Here is a 17,653-nt window from a genome sequence, read left to right as displayed (position 1 = left end):
CGATAACCCACGTCTCGCTACCGCGGTCCGTGGAACACGAAAGAGAGACATTTCATGACTACACGTGCGACCATTGCACGGCACCGCGCCGAGGTCACCAAGACCAACTCGCTGGCTGTCATTGCCAAGGCCGTCGGCGACAACGCCGGTGGTGTGGGCCGCCAGGCCGCAGTTATCGCTGCTGCTTCCGGTCTTGTCCTGACCAGCGGCATCGCCGCCAACGCTGCCGAGACCAACGTTCAGCGCGAATCCGTTCCGGCTTCCACCCTGGAAGTACAGTCCGCTGCGCCGGCCACCATCTCCGCTGCATCCAGCATCGCGATCTCCTACGAGAAGCCTGCTGTCTCCACCGCCCCGGCTCCCGTCGTCGAGGCCCCCAAGCCTGTCGTCAAGGTCCAGGAAGCGGCCCCCGCCGTTGAGGCTGCTCCGGTTGCTGAAGCCGCCCCGGCAGTCCAGGCCGCGGCCGCCGTCGAAACCGCTGCCCCGGCAGCGCCGAAGACCACTGCCGCCAGCGGCAAGGGCGCTGCAATCGCTGCTGCCGCCTACGCGCAGCTGGGCGTGTCCCAGGACTGCACCGCCCTGGCCACCAACGCGCTTGCAGCTGTGGGCGTCCACTACCACGGCTGGCCGGCAGGCTACCTGTCCCTCGGCCGCACCGTCAGCGCTGCTGAGGCTCAGCCGGGCGACCTCGCCTACTACCAGAACGGCGGCATGGGCCTGGCCCACATTGCTGTCTACGTCGGCAACGGCCAGGCCGTACACGGCGGCTGGAACGGCGGAACCACCGCACTGTTCAGCGTGAACGTCGGCTCCGGCCCGGTCTTCATTCGCGTCGGCGGCTAAGACACCCAAGAGTTACGGAAGGACCCCCGCCAGCATGGCGGGGGTCCTTTTTTGTCTTGCGCACGCGTGAATTTTTGGCGACACGCCAAGGTGATGCTTGTGTTCGATTCGCTCATCTGCCTAGTGAGTGTTTACTCTTATGGTGTCGATCCATAGCCCGGACATGCAGAGGGCAGCCGGCCCTCGCGCCTCTGCCGGGTGCGGCCGTGAAGAGGTATGTGCATGCGCACTCTCGTTCTGAATGCTGGATATGAACCGCTGGCGGTAGTGACCTTCCGCCGGGCGCTGGTCCTTGTGCTAACCGGAAAGGCTAGCGTGGTGGCCGAAGGCGACGATCCTGTCGTCGGGCCGCAGGACATCATGGGCCGTCCGTCCGTGATTCTCCTCAACCGCTACATCCGCCCCCGGTACAACATGATCACCGCGGTGAGCAGACGCGGTGTGCTTCGCCGCGACGGCCACCGGTGCGCCTACTGCGGCAAGGCAGCCCACACCATAGACCATGTCCAGCCGAAATCGCGGGGCGGTGCGGACTCCTGGGAGAACCTCGTCGCAGCCTGCCTTCGCTGCAACAACGTCAAGGGTGACCACACGCCCAGCGAAATGGGCTGGAAGCTCCGGTTCGATCCGGCGCCACCCGTGGGTACCATGTGGCAGATCAAGGAGCTGGAAAAGCCCACACCGGCGTGGGATCCGTTCCTGCTTCCGGAAAGAGCAGCCTGACTCTTGCCTGGGCCTTCGAGGCTTAGTCTGGTTGGGTGGACTTTGACGCAATAATCCTGGCCGGCGGCCGCTCCTCGCGACTGGGCGGCTCACCCAAGTCTGCCCTGATGTATGGCGGCGCCACCCTCCTTGAGCGCTCCCTCGCGGCTGCCGCGGGTGCCCGGCACATTGTTGTGGTGGGACCTGAGGCGGCAGGCCTTCCCGGTGAAGTCCTCACCGCGCGAGAGGACCCTCCTTTTGCGGGTCCTGCGGCGGCAATCGCCGCCGGCCTGGCCGCCCTGCAGGGTACGGACCCCGCGGGCATGGTCCTGGTTCTCGCGTGCGACATGCCCCGCGTGGGCGATGCCGTCCGCGTACTCCTGGGCGCTCTTCCCGGCGGGGGCGCTGACGGCGTCATGGCCGCGTCCGCCGACGGGCGGCTGCAGCCGCTGGCGGGTTTTTATGGCACAGCTGGGCTGGAACGCGCCGTGCAGGCTGCCGCCGCACGCAACGCCCTGGTGCACGGGTCAGTCTTCGCCCTCCTTGCTAGTCTTGACGTGCAGGCTGTGGTTGTCCCTGCCGGCTCCACCGACGATGTGGACACCTGGGACGATGCGGCTGCGTTGGGAGTAGCTGTCCGGGAGCAATGACCCGCATTCCGGACCGCCGTAAATTTGGAGGCAGGCATGAAAAGCCAGGACGAAACGCTTGAGGAGTGGTGCCGTCTGCTGCTGCGGGCCTTCGAGCTCGAGGATGTGGACGTGGACATCAACGAGGTGTTGTCCGTTGCGGGAGTTGCCGCGCACTCCGTGGTGCGTCCCGCCGCCCCGCTGACCACCTTCATAGCAGGGCTCGCCACCGGCCTCAAGTGTGCCGCGGGCCAGGCCCCGGACGGTCACGCCATGCAGGGTGCAATGGACGTGGCCCGCGCCGTTGCCAAGGCCTACGCCGCCGATGAGGTGCAGGCTGCTGCGGGCACCCCGGCCGCAGGCACCGCCGGAACGTCGGGCCCCACCGGGACCCCGGGGGAATGACAGCCGCGCCCGAGCACCGCTCTACCGACCCCTACTCCACCGGGGACGCAGCGTCCACCGGGGACGTAGCCCCCACCGGGGATGCGCCCGCTGACGACGACGCACCTGCTGCAGCATCCGTCGTCGAACCAGCGCCCGTCGTCGAACCCGGTGCCGTCGTCGAACCCGGTGCCAACGCACAGGGGGAGCCGGACGTGCCGGCGAAGCACCTGGCCCATACCTGGGCGGAGTCCCGGCAGGCCGCCTTCGACTGTGCCGCGCCGATACCCGCGGCACCCGTGCCCCTGCGGGACGCCGTGGGCCGGACTCTGGCCGCGGACATCACCGCCCACCAGGACATGCCGCACTATGCGTCGTCGGCCATGGACGGCTGGGCTGTTAACGGAACCGGTCCGTGGATCCTGGCCGAGCCGGGGCAGCGTCTCGCCCCGCACCAGGCGAGCGTCATTGTGACGGGCGGACTGATTCCGCCGGGTGCCAAGGCAGTGCTGCGCACCGAGAGCGGTGCGATGTCCACGGACGATGACGGACTGCCTGTCCTGACGCTGGGAGGCGCCGCCCGGCCCGGCGAACCGAGGAACGGCCAGCACATCCGGAAGGCCGCAGAGGAAGCGGCTGCCGGGGACGTGCTGGTCAGGGCCGGCGTTGTGCTGAATCCCGCTCATGTGGCCCTCGCCGCCCTGGCCGGGTACGACGAGGTGGAGGTGCTCGGCAAGCCGGTGGTGAAGCTGGTGCTGACGGGCTCCGAAGTGGTGGAGCAGGGATTGCCCGAGCCCGGGCGGGTGCGTGACACGTTCGGGCCACAGCTGGCCACAGTGGTGGAGATGCTGGGCGGCCTGTGCCGCGAACAGGTCCGCATCGGGGACAGCTACGCGGAATGGCTGGAGGGCCTCGAGGATTCAGGCCTGCCTGAGGCACTGAACCTGCCAGCCGACGTCGTCATCACCACCGGCGGCACCGGCCGTTCCGGCACCGACCACTTCAGGCGTGCCGTGGCTGAACTGGGCGGACGGCTGATCATTGACGGCGTGGCAATGCGGCCCGGACACCCCGCCGTCCTCGCAGAACTTCCGGACGGGCGCTTCGTGCTGGGGCTGCCGGGCAACCCGCTGGCGGCCATGATGGCCTTGTCCACGGTGGGCGCGCCGCTGCTGGCTGCCCTCGGACATGGCCAGCTGCCGCCTGTCCGGGAAGTCCCCTCCGGCACCATGCTCGAGCCCGACCCCGGCCGCACGCGGCTCATGCCCTTCCGCCTCCTCTACGGCATGGCCTCGCCCGCGCAGCACACTGGCCCGGGCATGATGCGCGGACTGGCGTCGGCCGACGGCGTCCTGGTGGTGCCGCCGCACGGCGTGCAGCTCGGCGAGATGGTGCCGGCTTTCGCACTGCCCTGGGGTCCGGCCATCCCTGAGCCCAAGACCGCCGAACCCAAACCCAAGACGCCGGCGCGGAAGCCTGCGTCCCGGGCGTCGGCCAAACAGGGAGCCCAGAGCGGGCCGGTGGACTGGAGTGCACTGCTCGACTGAGGTGCAATGATGGAGGCATGAACAGCCACTCAGCGCGGAGTCTCGCATGGGCCGTGTAACGCAACGACGCAAGGTGTACCGCTACGTCCTGGACGGCTCGGCCGCGGCATTGGAGTTCCCGGTCCGGCACCGCGAGGACGTGCTCGCCGTGGAGGAACCGCTCGAGATCCGGCTGGGCCACCTTTCGTACTCCGTCACCATGCGGACGCCCGGGGACGACTTCGACCTGGTGGCAGGGTTCCTCGTCTCCGAGGGCGTCATCTGGGACGCCGATCAGCTGATCTCGCTCAGGTTCTGTGCCGGCGAGGACGAAAACGGGATCCAGACATTCAACGTGGTCGAAGCCCAGCTGCGGCCGGATGTGCCACTGCCGGACACCGGACGGCACGTCTACACGTCCAGCTCGTGCGGGATCTGCGGCACGGACTCCATTGAATCGGTCACCAAGTCATCACACTTCAACCCCGCCGCCGACCGGCTCACCGTTCCGGTCGAGACGCTTGCCTCCCTGCCGGACCGGCTGCGGGAGGCTCAGGCCGTCTTCGAGGTGACCGGGGGAGTGCACGCTGCCGGACTGTTCAGGATTGACGACGACGGCGGTGCGGAGCTGCTGTGCCTCCGGGAGGACGTGGGGAGGCACAACGCGGTGGACAAGGTGGTGGGCTGGGCTCTGCGCGAACGGCGGCTGCCGCTCACGAACACCGTGCTCCAGGTGTCGGGGCGGGCCTCTTTCGAGCTGGTCCAGAAGGCCGCGCTGGCCGGCATTCCGGTGCTCGCCGCCGTCAGCGCTCCGTCCAGCCTTGCCGTGGAGCTGGCCGAGTCCACCGGCGTCACGCTGGCAGGGTTCAGCCGGGGAACCAGCCTGAACGTCTACGCAGGTGCGGGCCGCATCTCCACGCCTTCGCCGGTGCCGCAATAGGGGCGTGGCCCCTTGGCTGCCGGACGCCCGCGCAGTAGATTTTATCCATCGAATGGAAACGTTGATCCGCTCATGAGGCAGCTGAACTGCCCGGAACCCCCCAAGCTGACCGCGACGCCCATGCCCGCACGAAAGCCAGCACAGCCCGCTGCAGCTTTCATGTACTAAAGAGGTACACATTGCACGACGACCGCCGGATCACGGAAGTCCGACTGGACCGCTTTCTCCGCGAACGGATCACCCCCGCCATTTACGGGCGCAGCGTGCCCCTGGAGCTGACCAGCTGGGACGTTCCGGACGAACCCGTCCCGGTTCTGGAGGCCCTTCGCCAGGACTTCCTGCCGCAGGAACAAGGTGCCGCGTGGGGGCGCCCTTGGAGCACAAAGTGGCTGCGCCTTCAGGGAGAGGTGCCGGATGCCTGGGGAACAGCACCGGACACCGAGGTGGAAATCGTCGTGGACCTCGGGTTCACCACGGAGATTCCCGGCTTCCAGTGCGAAGGAATCGCCTGGCGCCCGGACGGCAGCATCATCAAGGCCATCTCGCCCCGCAACCAGCACATCCCGCTGAAGCTCCTGGGCAGCGGGCTCGCCGTCGATTTCTATGTGGAGGCAGCAGCCAACCCCGATGTTGCCCAGGGCTGGAGCTTCGCGCCGACTCCGTACGGAGACAAGGCCACCGCGGGCACCGAACCGCAGTACCGTCTGGGCAGCATCGCCATCGCGGAGCTGAACCGGGCAGTGTGGGAACTCCAGCAGGACGTGCTGACACTCAGCGGTCTCATGCATGAGCTGCCCACCGAACTGCCGCGCCGGCACGAAATCATCCGTGCCCTGGAACGGATGATGGACCTCATGGACCCGGACGACGTCGCCGGCACAGCGCCCGCCGGGCGCGAGGCGCTGGCGGAGGTGCTGGCCAGGCCTGCCTACGCCTCGGCCCACCGGCTGCTGGCCACCGGACACGCGCACATCGATTCGGCCTGGCTGTGGCCTGTCCGGGAAACCATGCGCAAGTGTGCCCGGACCTTTTCCAATGTGGTTGCCCTCATGGACGAGGACCCGGACTTCGTGTTCTCCTGTTCCTCCGCGCAGCAGCTGGCCTGGATCAAGGAATACTACCCGGAGCTCTTCGCCCGCATCCGGGAGAAGGTGAAATCCGGCCAGTTCATTCCCGTGGGCGGCATGTGGGTGGAGTCGGACACCAACATGCCCGGCGGTGAGGCCATGGCCCGGCAGTTCGTCGAAGGCAAGAACTTCTTCCTCAAGGAATTCGACGTCGAGTGCAGGGAAGCCTGGCTACCGGACTCTTTCGGGTACTCCGCAGCCCTGCCGCAGATCGTCAAGGCCGCCGGGAGCCGCTGGTTCCTGACGCAGAAGATCTCCTGGAACCAGATCAACCGGATGCCGCACCACACCTTCAACTGGGAAGGCATTGACGGCACCCGCGTCTTCACGCACTTCCCGCCGGTGGACACGTACAACTCCGAGCTCAGCGGCCGGGATCTGGCGCACGCCGAGCGCAATTACCGGGACCACGGACACGGCACCATCTCGCTCGTCCCCTTCGGCTATGGCGACGGCGGTGGCGGACCGACGCGGGAGATGGTCGCCGCCGCGCACCGCGCGGCCGACCTCGAAGGGTCGCCGAAAGTCCGGATCGGAACGCCGCGCAGCTTCTTTGAGCAGGCCGAAGCAGAGTACAAAGCGCTGCCGGTCTGGGTGGGTGAGATGTACCTTGAGCTGCACCGCGGCACCTACACCAGCCAGGCCAGGACCAAGCAGGGCAACCGCCGGTCCGAGCACCTCCTCCGCGAGGCGGAGCTGTGGTGCGCCACGGCCGCCGTCCGCTCCGGCGGGAAGTACACGTACCCCGCGGCCGAGCTGAAGCGGCTGTGGCAGCTGGTCCTGCTGCAGCAGTTCCACGACATCCTGCCCGGCAGCGCCATCGCCTGGGTGCACCAGGACGCCGAACGCAACTACGCGGCCGTCGCCAAAGGGCTGGAAGCCCTCATCAGCGAGGCGGCCGCAGCCGTCCTGGGGGAGGGGACGCAGGAGTTCCTGCTCAACGCGAGCCCGCACGCGCGCCTTGGAGTTCCAGCGCTCACGGCCGCCGTGTCATCGCCAGCCCAGGACGCCGCGCCAAGCCAGGATGAGGTGCAGGCCACACCGCTGGACGGCGGCTTTGTCCTGGACAACGGAATCATCCGTGCCGTATTGGATGACAACGGGCTGCTGACCTCCCTGCGGGACCACGGGACAGGCCGCGAAGCCATCGCACCCGGCCAGTTCGGAAACCACCTGGAGCTGCACCGGGACACCCCCAACGAATGGGACGCCTGGGACATCGACGAGTTCTACCGGCGAAACGTCACCAGCCTTACCGACGCCGCGGAGGTGAGGCTGGAGCGGAACGGCGGGGACGCCGTCGTCGTGGTGGAACGGCTCACCGGTTCGTCCCGCATCACCCAACGCATCACCCTGGCGGCGGGCAGCCCGTCCTTGGGGATCTCCACCGAGGTTGACTGGCAGGAGCGCGAGAAGCTGCTCAAGCTGGGATTCCCGCTGGACCTGAGGGCGGACCGGTCGGCGGCGGAAACCCAGTTCGGCCACGTCTTCCGGCCGACCCATGTGAACACGTCGTGGGAGGCTGCCAAGTTCGAGATCTGCGCGCACCGCTGGATTCACGTTTCAGAACCCGGGTACGGCGTGGCCATCGCCAACGCCTCCACGTACGGGCACGACGTCGCCCGCACCGTCCGGGACGACGGCGGGACCACCACCACCGTCCGGCTCTCGCTGCTGCGGGCGGCCAAGTTCCCCGACCCCCAGGCCGACCGCGGCAGGCACGTGCTTGATGTCTGGGTCCGGCCGGCAGCGGGAATCGCCGAGGCCGTCGAGGAGGGCTACCGCGCCAACCTCGCGCCGAGGACGGTGCTCGGCGCGCACCCGGCCGAGGCGCTGGTTACGGTGGACAACCCGGCCCTGGTGGTCGAAGCCGTCAAGCTGGCCGAAGACGGCTCGGGAGACGTCATCATCCGGCTGTACGAATCACTGGGCCAGCGATCGGCCGGACGCCTGACCGCCAACTTCCCGGCGACGGGCATCCAGGCCGTGGACCTGCTCGAGCGTCCGGCCGAGTCGACGGGCGTGGTAACCGGGGTGGACTCCGCGGAGCTCACGCTGCGGCCGTTCCAGCTGGTGACCCTGAGGCTCGCCCGCGGCTGACGGCCTTCCGGCGACAGCAGGCCGGGGCCGTGAGAAGGCGGTCAGAACTCGTGCAGCAGCCGCCGGACGAACTGCCGGGTCCGCTCCTGCCGCGGCGCCCGCAGGACCTCGGCGGCCGGCCCGCGCTCCACCACCAGGCCGCCGTCCATGAAGATGACCTCGTCCGCCACCTGGCGGGCGAAGGCAAGCTCGTGGGTGACGATGACCATGGTCCACCCCTCTTCGGCAAGTTCCTGGATGACGCCCAAAACGTCGCCGACAAGTTCCGGGTCCAGCGCCGACGTGGGCTCATCGAACAGCAGCAGCTGGGGCTTCAGTGCCAGGGCACGCACGATGCCCACGCGCTGCTGCTGGCCGCCGGAGAGCTCGAACGGATAGGCGTCGCGCTTGTCCGCCAGCCCCACCCGGGCCAGGAGCTTTTCGGCGTCGGCCACGGCCTCGGCCCGCTTGCGCTTCTGGACCTGGACCGGCCCCTCGATGACGTTCTGCAGGACGGTCATGTGCGGGAACAGGTTGTAGTGCTGGAACACCATGGCGCTGCGGTCCCGCAGGTCCGAAATCTCCTTCTTGGAGACTCGGGCGGAGAAATCCAGCGCGAGCTCGGTTCCCGCCGAGGTGCCGGGACCCGCAAAGGTGACTATACCGGCGTCGGGCGTTTCCAGCCCGTTCAGTGAGCGCAGCACGGTGGTCTTGCCCGAACCCGACGGGCCGATCAGGGCCACGACGTTGCCGCGGCGCACGTCGAGGTCGATGTCCCGCAGCACCACGTTGCTGCCGAACGCCTTCGCGAGGTTGCGGACTGACAGCACCGGCCTGCCCTGTGATGCGGCACCGTGGGGTGCCGCCTGTGCTGCTCCGTCAGTGGGCGACATAGCGGTCCAGTCTCCTTTCAAGCACGGACTGCCCGGAGGACAGCGCCAGGCAGATGATCCAGTAGACCAGGGCCGCCTCGAGATACAGCACCATGAACTCCTGGCTGAACGCCGCGATCTGCTGGGCGTTGCGGAACAGCTCGGTGACCAGGATGAGTGAGGCCAGCGATGTGTCCTTCACCAGCGAAATGAAGGTGTTGGACAGCGGCGGCACAGACACCCTCGCGGCCTGCGGCAGGATGATGCGGCGCAGCGACTGGGCACGGGACATGCCGATGGTGTGGCCGGCTTCCCACTGGCCCTTGGGCACCGACAGGATGGCAGCCCTGATGACCTCCGCGGCGTAGCCGCCGATGTTCAGCGAGAAGGCGATGATGGCGCTAGGCCATGGATCGAGCTTCACGCCCAGGCTCGGAAGGCCGTAGAAGATCACGAAAAGCTGCACCAGCAGCGGGGTGCCGCGGATCACCGAAACATAGAACCGCGCCAGACCCGACACGACGGCGTTCCGGCTCAACCGCATCAGTGCCACCAGCAGCGCCAGCGCGAGGCCGATGGCGAATGAAGCGAGCGTCAGCGGGATGGTGCCGGTGACTGCGCCCGTGACAATAGGGCCGAAGGAACTCCAGATGAGGTCCCAGTTCAACGGCATCTACTTGGACACGTCAGTGCCGAAGTACTTTTCCGAGATCTTGGCAAGCGTTCCGTCAGCGCGGAGCTCGTCCAGCGCCTTGTCTACCGCCTTCGTGAGCTCCGTGGAGCCCTTGCGGAACACGAAGGCGCTTTCGGACTTCTCGGTGGTTTCGGCGGCGATCTTCAGCCCGGCGTCCGGATTGGTCTTCACGTAGTCGAGGTAGGTGAGCTTGTCATTGACGATGGCGTCCACGCGTCCCTGCCGGACCAGTGTCACGCCCTGGGCCCAGCCTTCCACAGACTGCACATTGGCTCCCGCGTCCACTGCCAGTTTGTAGAAGTTGCTGGTGAGCGACTGGGCGGTGGTCTTGCCCTTGAGGCTCTCGAAGCTGGTGATGCTGTTGTTGTCCGCCTTGGTCACGATCACGCCGGTGGAGATGGTGTACGGCTTGGAGAAGTCGTACTTGGCCTTGCGCTCCGCGTTGATGGAAATCTGGTTGGCGATGGTGTCGAACCGTTTGGCGTCGAGGCCGGCGAAGATCCCGTCGAACTGGGTTTCCTGGAAGTTGGCCTTCACGCCCAGCTTGTCGGCCACGGCCCGCGCGATCTCGACGTCGTAGCCGGTCAGGTCGCCCGCTCCCTCCGCGTGGAAGCTGAACGGCTTGTAGGTGCCCTCGGTGGCGATGACAATCTCGCCCTTGGACTTCACATCGCTGAGCGAGGTGTCCGAGCTGCTGGCAGCCGGAGCCTGGGAACCTCCGCCGCCGCTGCCACCGCCGCAGGCCGTCAGAGCCAGTGCCAGTCCGGCGAGGGTGGCTGCAAGGGCGGAGCGGCGGGAATGGATACGGTTCATGGCAGGTACCTTCTTCTTCAGGCTGCGGCGGCAGGCACCGCGGCGGCCGGATCCGGCTCCCGCGGTGCCAGTGCCTGCAACGCATTGGCAAAGACGTTTATTTCGCCATCATACGGGGGCTGAAACTGGCCCTTAAAAAGGCTGAGTGGGGGCGGTCCCCAACGGCCGCCACCACTCATCCCCCCAATGTGCGATCCGGCAGGCGCCACAGCTTGTGAGCTAGGCAGCAACTGCTTTCACACATTCATGATTCTCTCACGGTCTAATGATTTTGTGAATCCCGCTCCGCTACCGTTCGGTAGATGACGTTCCGTGACCCCCGCGGCTGGCGGCCTTGACGCGCGCCAGCCAGACCAGAACAAGGCCCGCAATGTAGAAAACCACCGCCCCGTTGTTCACCGCCGGCGCGACCACGAGGATCTGGGGAGGCGCGAATTCCAGGCAGAGGCCGGCCACGGTGGCCACCGCTCCGGCCGCCATCAGGGCCGCCCCGGTCCTGACGAGCGGGGGCAGGCTTTCCTTGACGCTGCGGAGCAGGGCAGGCAGCAGTGCGAGGGAGACGTACGCCAGGTAGCCTCGCGCGGCAGCCCAGTAGTACGGCAGCAGGGCTTCATTCCGGGCGCTGGCCGCGCCGGCGTCCCTGAAGCGCACCGACGAGGCGGCCGGTTCCATCAGGAGGAAGACCGTCACGAGGGCCGCCGAAAAAATCCCGAGCATGGCGAGCCCCGGACGTCCGGCGATCATGCGGTGGGCGTCAGGGGCGCCAAACCCCTTCGTGACGCGGACCGCGATGAGGTAGATCGTGGCGAAAACAATCAGGCGCAGCACAACGTGGGCAATGTTGATGCCGCCGAGGGCACCGTCGATGGCCACGTAGAACTGTTCGATGCTCAGGATCCCGGCGGCCGTCGCTAGCAGGAAGATGAAAAACAGGGTGGGGTTCACGCCGCGCACTGCGCTGGGAAGCCGGGCCAGTGCGGCACCGGCGCAAACAACCAGCGTTATCCACGGGAGAATCTCGCTCATACCAGGTTCTCCCAGATTCTTTCGGTCTGCTCCTGGTCCTGCTCCTGCCGCCGCAGGGTCTTGCCCAGCGCCTGGAGGCGTTCGCCGGACAGGGCGGCCAGGTCGCCGTCGCTGAGCCGGTCCAGGGCGGCCTGCCGTGCGCCCCGCGGCCAGCCTGCTTCCGCTTCCGTCACCAGCCCCGTAGCCACCAGTCCGCCGGCCAGTCCGACGCCGGCAGCCCGGGAGGTGGCGACGGCCAGTTCCGGGGCGAGCCGGTTGGCCGTCAACTGTGCTGAGTAGTTCTGCGGGGCGACGCCGGTGGCGGTGGAGACGCGGTGCCGGAGCTCGCCGTCGTCGATCGCGTCAACCCAGTTCTTCACCGAGGTGGCATGCGGCGGCGGGCTCAGTTCCGGCTGGCACGGGTCCATGGATTCCGTGCCGGTGGAGCCCGTGGGTGCGGTGCGGACGATGACGGCCCGCAGCAGGTCGACGGTGGCGATTTGGCTTACCAGTTCCTTGTCTGAAGGAGGGAGGGAGGAGCTGGCGAGGTCGCTGTACGTGTCAAAGGTGGCCAGTGCGGCGACCGGATTGATGTTGTAGGCCCGGCTGATGCTCACGACTGTAGTCTCGGCAACCTTTCCCCGCACCAGTTGCTGGGCGAGGGTGGTGCGCTTGACCCCGGAGACCCTGCAGATGTCGGCCGTGCTGGTATCCGGTGCCACGCCATTTAGCCAGCGCTGGAATGCTTTGGCGGGGAGGGGCATGAAACGCTCTCTGCTGAACGATTGATTGGAACGATACTAGTGGCGTTCGGCGGGCAGCGGCCGGTGCTTCCGGCCGGCCCGGCCGCTGGCCACCCAGATGAGTGCCAGGCCGACGACGAAGCACAGGATCGCTGTGTAGTTGACGATGAAGCGCAGGAACCCCAGCCCCGGCGGGACGAGGGGGAACAGCAGCGAAAGGGGGATCGCGATGCTGCCCACTGCCAGAAGCGCCGCGCTCATCCGGAGCAGCGCGGGCAGCGGGCTCCGGATGGCCCGCAGCATCCCGGGCAGGATCGCGAGACACACGTATGCCGGATAGGCACGCCCGGCGGCGCCGTAGTACTCCACGAGGAGGGCGTTCTGCTGATTCTTGGCCGCAACGTGTACGAGCCCCGCCGACGATCCCGACGTGTCCATCAGGACAAAGCAGACCACCAGCACGGTAGAAATCAGTCCCAGTGCAAGCATGCCGGTGCGGCCCCGGATCAGCTGAATTCCGCGGCTGTCCCCGAACCCGGCGGCAATCCGAAGGGCAAGGAAAAAGATGGCCCCGAAGATGATGAAGCGCAGCAGCAGGTTGGCCACGTTGGCACCGCCGAGCAGGGCATCGATCGCCAGATAGGGACCGTCGATGCTGAGGAGGATGGCCAGTGTCAGTAGCGCCAGAGCGTAGAAAATGGACCTGTTCTTCCGGCGGACCAGGTTCGGGATTCTGCTCAGCGCGGCCGCCCCGGACGCGATCAGGGTGGTCCACTGCAGCATTTCAATCATCCGAGGTTCTCCCAGATCGTTTCGGTTTGTCGTTGGTCGTGTTCTTGCCGCCGCAAGGTCTTGCCGAGCGCCTGGAGGCGTTCGCCGGCCAGAACGGTCAGTTCGCCGTCGGTCATGCTGTCCAGGGCAGCCTGCCGGGCACCTGGCGGCCAGCCGGCTTCGGCTTCCGTCACCAGTCCGGCGGCCACCAGTCCGCTGGCAAGTCCGACGCCGGCAGCCCGGGACGTGGCGACGGCCAGTTCCGGGGCCAGCCGGTTGGCGGTCAGTTGCGCTGAATAGTTTTGGGGAGCGACGCCGGTGGCGGTGGAGACGCGGTGCCGGAGCTCGCCGTCGTCGATCGCGTCAACCCAGTTTTTCACCGAGGTGGCATGCGGAGGCGCGCTGAGTCCGGGCGGCCCTGTGCCTTTACCTGTGCCAGCGTCCGGCTCGGTGCGGGAGATGATGGCGTGCAGCAGATCCGCGGTAGCGATCTGGCTGACCAGTTCCTGCAGCGTGGGCGGGATCGGCGGTTTTCCCAGATCCCGGTAAGGCTCAAAGGAGCCCAGCGCTGCCACGGGATTGATGTTGAAAGCCCTGCTGATCCCCACCACGGTTGCCTCGGCCACCTTGCCGCGGACCAGCTGCTGGGCCAGGGTGGTGCGCTTGACCCCTGACGCCCTGGCCACATCAGCCACGCTGGCGTCCGGCGCGACGCCGTGCAGCCAGCGCTGGAAGGCCTTGGCGGGTAGGGGCATGGAACGCTCTCTGGTGACGGGCGGGGCGGTGCGAGGTGGCGGCCCGCCGGCCTGGATTTTACGTAGCGCGCCGCTTCAACTATGCTAAGTGGTCGAACCCGCTGGTCCGTACACCCCCCAAGTCCGGACCAGCGGGTTCTTTCATGCCCGCCTGATTTTCGGGTGAAAACGGGCAGCGGTGAGAGGATGGATTGATGACTGCAACCCTTGTTGCGAAGGACCTTTCAGGCGGTCATGATCACCGCACCCTCTTCTCCGGGCTGTCCCTTACAGTGGCCCCCGGGGACGTTGTTGGCGTGGTCGGCGCCAACGGTGCAGGCAAGTCCACACTGCTGCGGCTCCTTGCCCGCGTGGACCAGGCCCAGGACGGCACAGTCAGCCTGGCGCCGGCCGACGCCTTTGTGGGCTGGCTGCCGCAGGAACACGAACGGCTCACCGGCGAGACGGTGGCCGCCTACATCGCCCGCCGCACTGGCTGTGCCAAAGCCACCGCAGAGATGGAATCCACGGCCGAGGCCCTTGGCTCGGGAGCAGCCGGAGCGGACGATGCCTACTCGATGGCCTTTGACCGGTGGATGGCCTCCGGCGCCGCGGACCTTGACGAACGGATTGCCCCCGTCCTGGCGGACTTGGGCCTGGACGTCGGCCCCGACGCCGAAATGACGGGGCTGTCCGGTGGCCAGGCTGCCCGGGTGGCGCTCGCCGCCCTGCTGCTGAGCCGCTTCGACGTCGTGCTTCTGGACGAGCCCACCAACGATCTTGACCTGGACGGCCTGGCCAAGCTGGAAGCCTTCGTGCAGGGGCTTCGCGGCGGCGCGGTCCTGGTCTCCCACGACCGCGAGTTCCTGGCCCGCTGCGTGACCTCCATCGTGGAGCTGGACCTGGCCCAGAACTCCGTGGCCGTGTACGACGGCGGCTACGAGGCCTTCCTGGAGGAACGCGCAGTGGCCCGCCGGCACGCCCGCGAACGGTTCGAGGAATTTGCCGCGACCAAGGCGGACCTCGTGTCCCGCGCCCGCACCCAGCGGGAATGGAGCTCCCAGGGCGTCCGGAACGCGATGAAGAAAAACCCGGACAACGACAAGATTCGCCGCGCCGCCAGCTCCGAGTCATCCGAAAAGCAGGCGCAGAAGGTCCGGCAAATGGAATCGCGCATCGCCCGCCTGGACGTGGTGGAGGAACCGCGCAAGGAGTGGCAGCTGCAGTTCAGCATCGGCCAGGCACCCCGCTCCAGCTCCGTGGTGGCGACGCTGCGCGACGCCGTAGCGCGGCAGGGCAGCTTCACCCTGGGGCCGGTGAACCTGCAGCTCAACGCCGGTGAACGGATCGGCATCACCGGACCCAACGGCGCCGGTAAATCGACCCTGCTGCGGCTGCTTTTGGGAACCCAGGAACCGGACTCCGGCGACGCTTCTCGCGGTGTCTCCGTGGCCATCGGCGAGATCGACCAGGCCCGCGGGCTGCTGGCCGGCCACCTCAAACTGGCCGACGCCGTCGAAGCCGTTCTGACCGACTACACCTCCGCCGAGGTCCGGACCCTGCTGGCGAAGTTCGGCCTCAAGGCGGACCACACCGCGCGGCCGGTGGACTCGCTGTCGCCGGGGGAGCGGACCCGCGCAGCCCTGGCCCTGCTGCAGGCCCGCGGCGTGAACCTGCTGGTCCTGGACGAGCCCACCAACCACCTGGACCTCCCGGCGATCGAGCAGCTTGAAGAAGCGCTGGAAAGCTACGACGGCGCCCTGCTGCTGGTCACCCACGACCGGCGGCTGCTGGAAAACGTCCGCCTGGACGTGCGCTGGAATGTGGACAACGGCGTCGTCACCGAACTGGCGGCAGGCAAGATGGAGCAAAACAAATGAGCATGGACGGCGTCGCCTGGCGCTCGCTATACAACATCACCCGTGCCAAAAGCGGGTCCCGGCCGTTCTCCAAGGAGACCCTGAAGCGCGTCATGGGCTTCGCCCGGCCGCACCGGGGACGGCTGATCGCGTTCGTGGCCGTCTCCGTCGCCATGGCCTTCCTGGCCGTTGCCACCCCGGTCCTCGCCGGCCAGGTGGTGAACACGATTGTTGCCCGCGCCGATGCCGGCGAGGTGATCCGACTGGCGGCCCTCATCGCCGGTGTGGCGGTGGCTGAGGCAGCCCTGGGCATGGTGAGCCGCTGGCTGTCCTCCACCATCGGCGAGGGCGTCATCGTGGACCTCCGCACCAAGGTGTTCGACCACGTCCAGAGAATGCCCATCGCGTTCTTCACCAGGACCCGCACCGGCGCGCTGGTCAGCCGCCTGAACAACGACGTCATCGGCGCGCAGTCCGCGTTCGCCGGAACCCTGTCCGGCGTGGTCAGCAACGTGGTGGCCCTCATCCTCACCCTCGTGGTGATGCTCAATACCTCCTGGCTGGTCACCGTGCTGGCCATGATCCTGCTGCCGATCTTCCTCATCCCCGCCCGGCGGATGGGGTCCCGGCTGGCGGACCTACGGCGCGAGGCGGCCGAGCACAACGCCGCTATGGGCACCCAGATGACCGAGCGCTTCTCCGCCCCCGGCGCCACCCTGGTTAAGCTCTTTGGCCGGCCCGATGAGGAATCCCGTGAGTTCGCGCTTCGCGCCGGCCGGGTCCGCGACATCGGCGTGCGGACCGCCATGCTTCAGTTCACGTTCGTGACCGCGCTGACGCTCGTCTCCGCGCTGGCCCTGGCCCTGGTCTACGGCCTGGGCGGCTGGCTCGCGATCGGCGGCCAGCTCGCGCCGGGCGACGTCGTGGTGCTGGCGCTGCTGCTCACCCGCCTCTATGCGCCGCTCACCGCGCTGTCCAACGCCCGCGTGGAGATCATGAGTGCCCTGGTCAGCTTTGAACGGGTCTTCGAAATCCTGGACCTCGAGCCCCTCATCCAGGAAAAGCCGGGTGCGCTGGCAGTCCCGCCTGGCCCCGTGGCCGTGGAGTTCGACGACGTGCGCTTCTCCTACCCCTCCGCGGACAAGGTCTCGCTGGCCTCGCTGGAGGAGGTGTCCACGCTGGACACCCGCGGCGGCGAGGAAGTGCTGCACGGCATCAGCTTCCGGGTGGAACCCGGGCAGACAGTTGCGCTCGTGGGGTCCTCCGGCGCCGGCAAGTCCACAGTGGCCCAGCTGCTGTCCCGCCTGTACGACGTCGACTCCGGCGCCGTGCGCCTCGGCGGCACCGGCCCGGCCTCCGGCCTGGACGTGCGCGACCTGACCTTCGATTCCATCCGCGCCACCCTGGGCATGGTCACCCAGGACGGGCACCTGTTCCACGAAACCATCGCCTCCAACCTCAGGCTGGCCCGCCCGGAAGCCACCGACGAGGACATGTGGGCGGTGCTGCGCCAGGCCCGGCTCGAAGCCATGATCCGTTCCCTTCCCGACGGCCTGGAAACCGTGGTGGGGGAGCGCGGCTACCGGCTCTCCGGCGGGGAACGGCAGCGGCTCACGATCGCCCGGCTGCTGATCGCCCAGCCCCGGGTGGTCATCCTCGACGAAGCCACCGCGGCGCTGGACTCCACGAACGAAGCCGCCGTGCAGGCGGCGCTGGGCGCGGCGCTGGAAGGCCGCACCGCCGTCGTCATTGCCCACCGGCTCTCGACGATCCGCGCGGCTGACGCCATCCTGGTGGTGGAGGACGGCCACATTGTGGAACGCGGAACCCACACCGAGCTGCTGGCCGCGGACGGGCGCTACGCCGAGCTGTACCGGACCCAGTTCGCCGAGGCCACGGCCGTGGCGGAGGATGCGGTTCCGAAGTACTGAG

16 protein-coding genes are annotated in these 17,653 nt (G+C 67.8%); 9 read left to right on the top strand and 7 right to left on the bottom strand.

Annotated elements, in window-relative coordinates:
* Nucleotides 1-54: 54 nt before the first annotated feature.
* The 7 genes from DBZ45_RS05815 to DBZ45_RS05785 all read left to right on the top strand — a co-directional run bounded on the left by DBZ45_RS05815 (nt 55) and on the right by DBZ45_RS05785 (nt 8,251).
* Nucleotides 55-843, top strand: a complete 789-nt coding sequence (locus DBZ45_RS05815) for an NlpC/P60 family protein (RefSeq protein WP_111902965.1) — start codon at nt 55-57, stop codon at nt 841-843.
* Nucleotides 844-1,065: 222 nt separating this feature from the next.
* The gene (locus DBZ45_RS05810) at nt 1,066-1,566 is read left to right on the top strand and encodes an HNH endonuclease (RefSeq protein ID WP_003804664.1); all 501 of its coding nucleotides are present in this window, start codon (nt 1,066-1,068) and stop codon (nt 1,564-1,566) included.
* Between the two features lie 35 nt (nt 1,567-1,601).
* Nucleotides 1,602-2,195, top strand: a complete 594-nt coding sequence (gene mobA / locus DBZ45_RS05805; RefSeq protein WP_111902964.1) for a molybdenum cofactor guanylyltransferase — start codon at nt 1,602-1,604, stop codon at nt 2,193-2,195.
* A 36-nt stretch (nt 2,196-2,231) separates the two neighbouring features.
* Nucleotides 2,232-2,579, top strand: a complete 348-nt coding sequence (locus DBZ45_RS05800; RefSeq protein WP_102973187.1) for a DUF6457 domain-containing protein — start codon at nt 2,232-2,234, stop codon at nt 2,577-2,579.
* Nucleotides 2,576-4,105, top strand: coding sequence for a molybdopterin molybdotransferase MoeA (locus DBZ45_RS05795; protein WP_111902963.1), 1,530 nt, complete (start codon nt 2,576-2,578; stop codon nt 4,103-4,105). The genes DBZ45_RS05800 and DBZ45_RS05795 overlap by 4 nt, the downstream gene beginning before the upstream one ends.
* Before the next feature lie 46 nt (nt 4,106-4,151).
* Nucleotides 4,152-5,024 carry a formate dehydrogenase accessory sulfurtransferase FdhD gene (fdhD, locus tag DBZ45_RS05790; RefSeq protein WP_111902962.1) on the top strand — a complete coding sequence of 291 codons (873 nt, stop codon included), beginning with the start codon at nt 4,152-4,154 and terminating at the stop codon, nt 5,022-5,024.
* 179 nt (nt 5,025-5,203) lie between these two features.
* Nucleotides 5,204-8,251 carry an alpha-mannosidase gene (locus DBZ45_RS05785; RefSeq protein ID WP_111902961.1) on the top strand — a complete coding sequence of 1,016 codons (3,048 nt, stop codon included), beginning with the start codon at nt 5,204-5,206 and terminating at the stop codon, nt 8,249-8,251.
* 41 nt (nt 8,252-8,292) lie between these two features.
* On the opposite strand, the gene DBZ45_RS05780 is transcribed toward DBZ45_RS05785, so the two are convergent.
* The 7 genes from DBZ45_RS05780 to DBZ45_RS05750 all read right to left on the bottom strand — a co-directional run bounded on the left by DBZ45_RS05780 (nt 8,293) and on the right by DBZ45_RS05750 (nt 13,883).
* Entirely contained in the window at nt 8,293-9,123 is an 831-nt protein-coding gene (locus DBZ45_RS05780; protein WP_111902960.1) for an amino acid ABC transporter ATP-binding protein, read from the bottom strand.
* Entirely contained in the window at nt 9,110-9,775 is a 666-nt protein-coding gene (locus tag DBZ45_RS05775) for an amino acid ABC transporter permease (RefSeq protein ID WP_190243027.1), read from the bottom strand. The genes DBZ45_RS05780 and DBZ45_RS05775 overlap by 14 nt, the downstream gene beginning before the upstream one ends.
* On the bottom strand, nt 9,776-10,609 hold the full coding sequence (locus DBZ45_RS05770; RefSeq protein ID WP_111902959.1) for an amino acid ABC transporter substrate-binding protein: 834 nt from the start codon (nt 10,607-10,609) through the stop codon (nt 9,776-9,778).
* Nucleotides 10,610-10,897: 288 nt separating this feature from the next.
* A complete protein-coding gene (locus tag DBZ45_RS05765) occupies nt 10,898-11,635 on the bottom strand; it encodes a hypothetical protein (RefSeq protein ID WP_111902958.1) in 738 nt (245 codons plus the stop codon).
* Nucleotides 11,632-12,378, bottom strand: a complete 747-nt coding sequence (locus DBZ45_RS05760) for a hypothetical protein (protein ID WP_111902957.1) — start codon at nt 12,376-12,378, stop codon at nt 11,632-11,634. Before DBZ45_RS05760 ends, DBZ45_RS05765 begins: the two co-directional genes overlap by 4 nt.
* A 36-nt stretch (nt 12,379-12,414) precedes the next feature.
* Nucleotides 12,415-13,149 (bottom strand): hypothetical protein, encoded by a 735-nt coding sequence (locus DBZ45_RS05755; RefSeq protein WP_111902956.1) that lies wholly within the window; start codon nt 13,147-13,149, stop codon nt 12,415-12,417.
* Nucleotides 13,146-13,883, bottom strand: a complete 738-nt coding sequence (locus DBZ45_RS05750; protein WP_111902955.1) for a hypothetical protein — start codon at nt 13,881-13,883, stop codon at nt 13,146-13,148. Before DBZ45_RS05750 ends, DBZ45_RS05755 begins: the two co-directional genes overlap by 4 nt.
* A 194-nt stretch (nt 13,884-14,077) precedes the next feature.
* Here DBZ45_RS05750 and DBZ45_RS05745 point away from each other — a divergent pair, with 194 nt between their 5' ends.
* Together DBZ45_RS05745 and DBZ45_RS05740 are read left to right on the top strand one after the other, a co-directional pair.
* Nucleotides 14,078-15,742 (top strand): ABC-F family ATP-binding cassette domain-containing protein, encoded by a 1,665-nt coding sequence (locus DBZ45_RS05745; protein WP_111902954.1) that lies wholly within the window; start codon nt 14,078-14,080, stop codon nt 15,740-15,742.
* Complete coding sequence (locus DBZ45_RS05740; protein ID WP_111902953.1) at nt 15,739-17,652, top strand: ABC transporter ATP-binding protein; 1,914 nt, start codon at nt 15,739-15,741, stop codon at nt 17,650-17,652. The genes DBZ45_RS05745 and DBZ45_RS05740 overlap by 4 nt, the downstream gene beginning before the upstream one ends.
* The last annotated feature ends 1 nt before the right edge of the window (nt 17,653 follow it).

It is taken from the genome of Arthrobacter globiformis, assembly GCF_003261175.1.
GTDB classification, from domain to species: Bacteria; Actinomycetota; Actinomycetes; order Actinomycetales; family Micrococcaceae; genus Arthrobacter; species Arthrobacter globiformis_A.
Note: the sequence above shows the minus strand (reverse complement) of the source record. Positions and strands in the feature narration are given on the sequence as shown.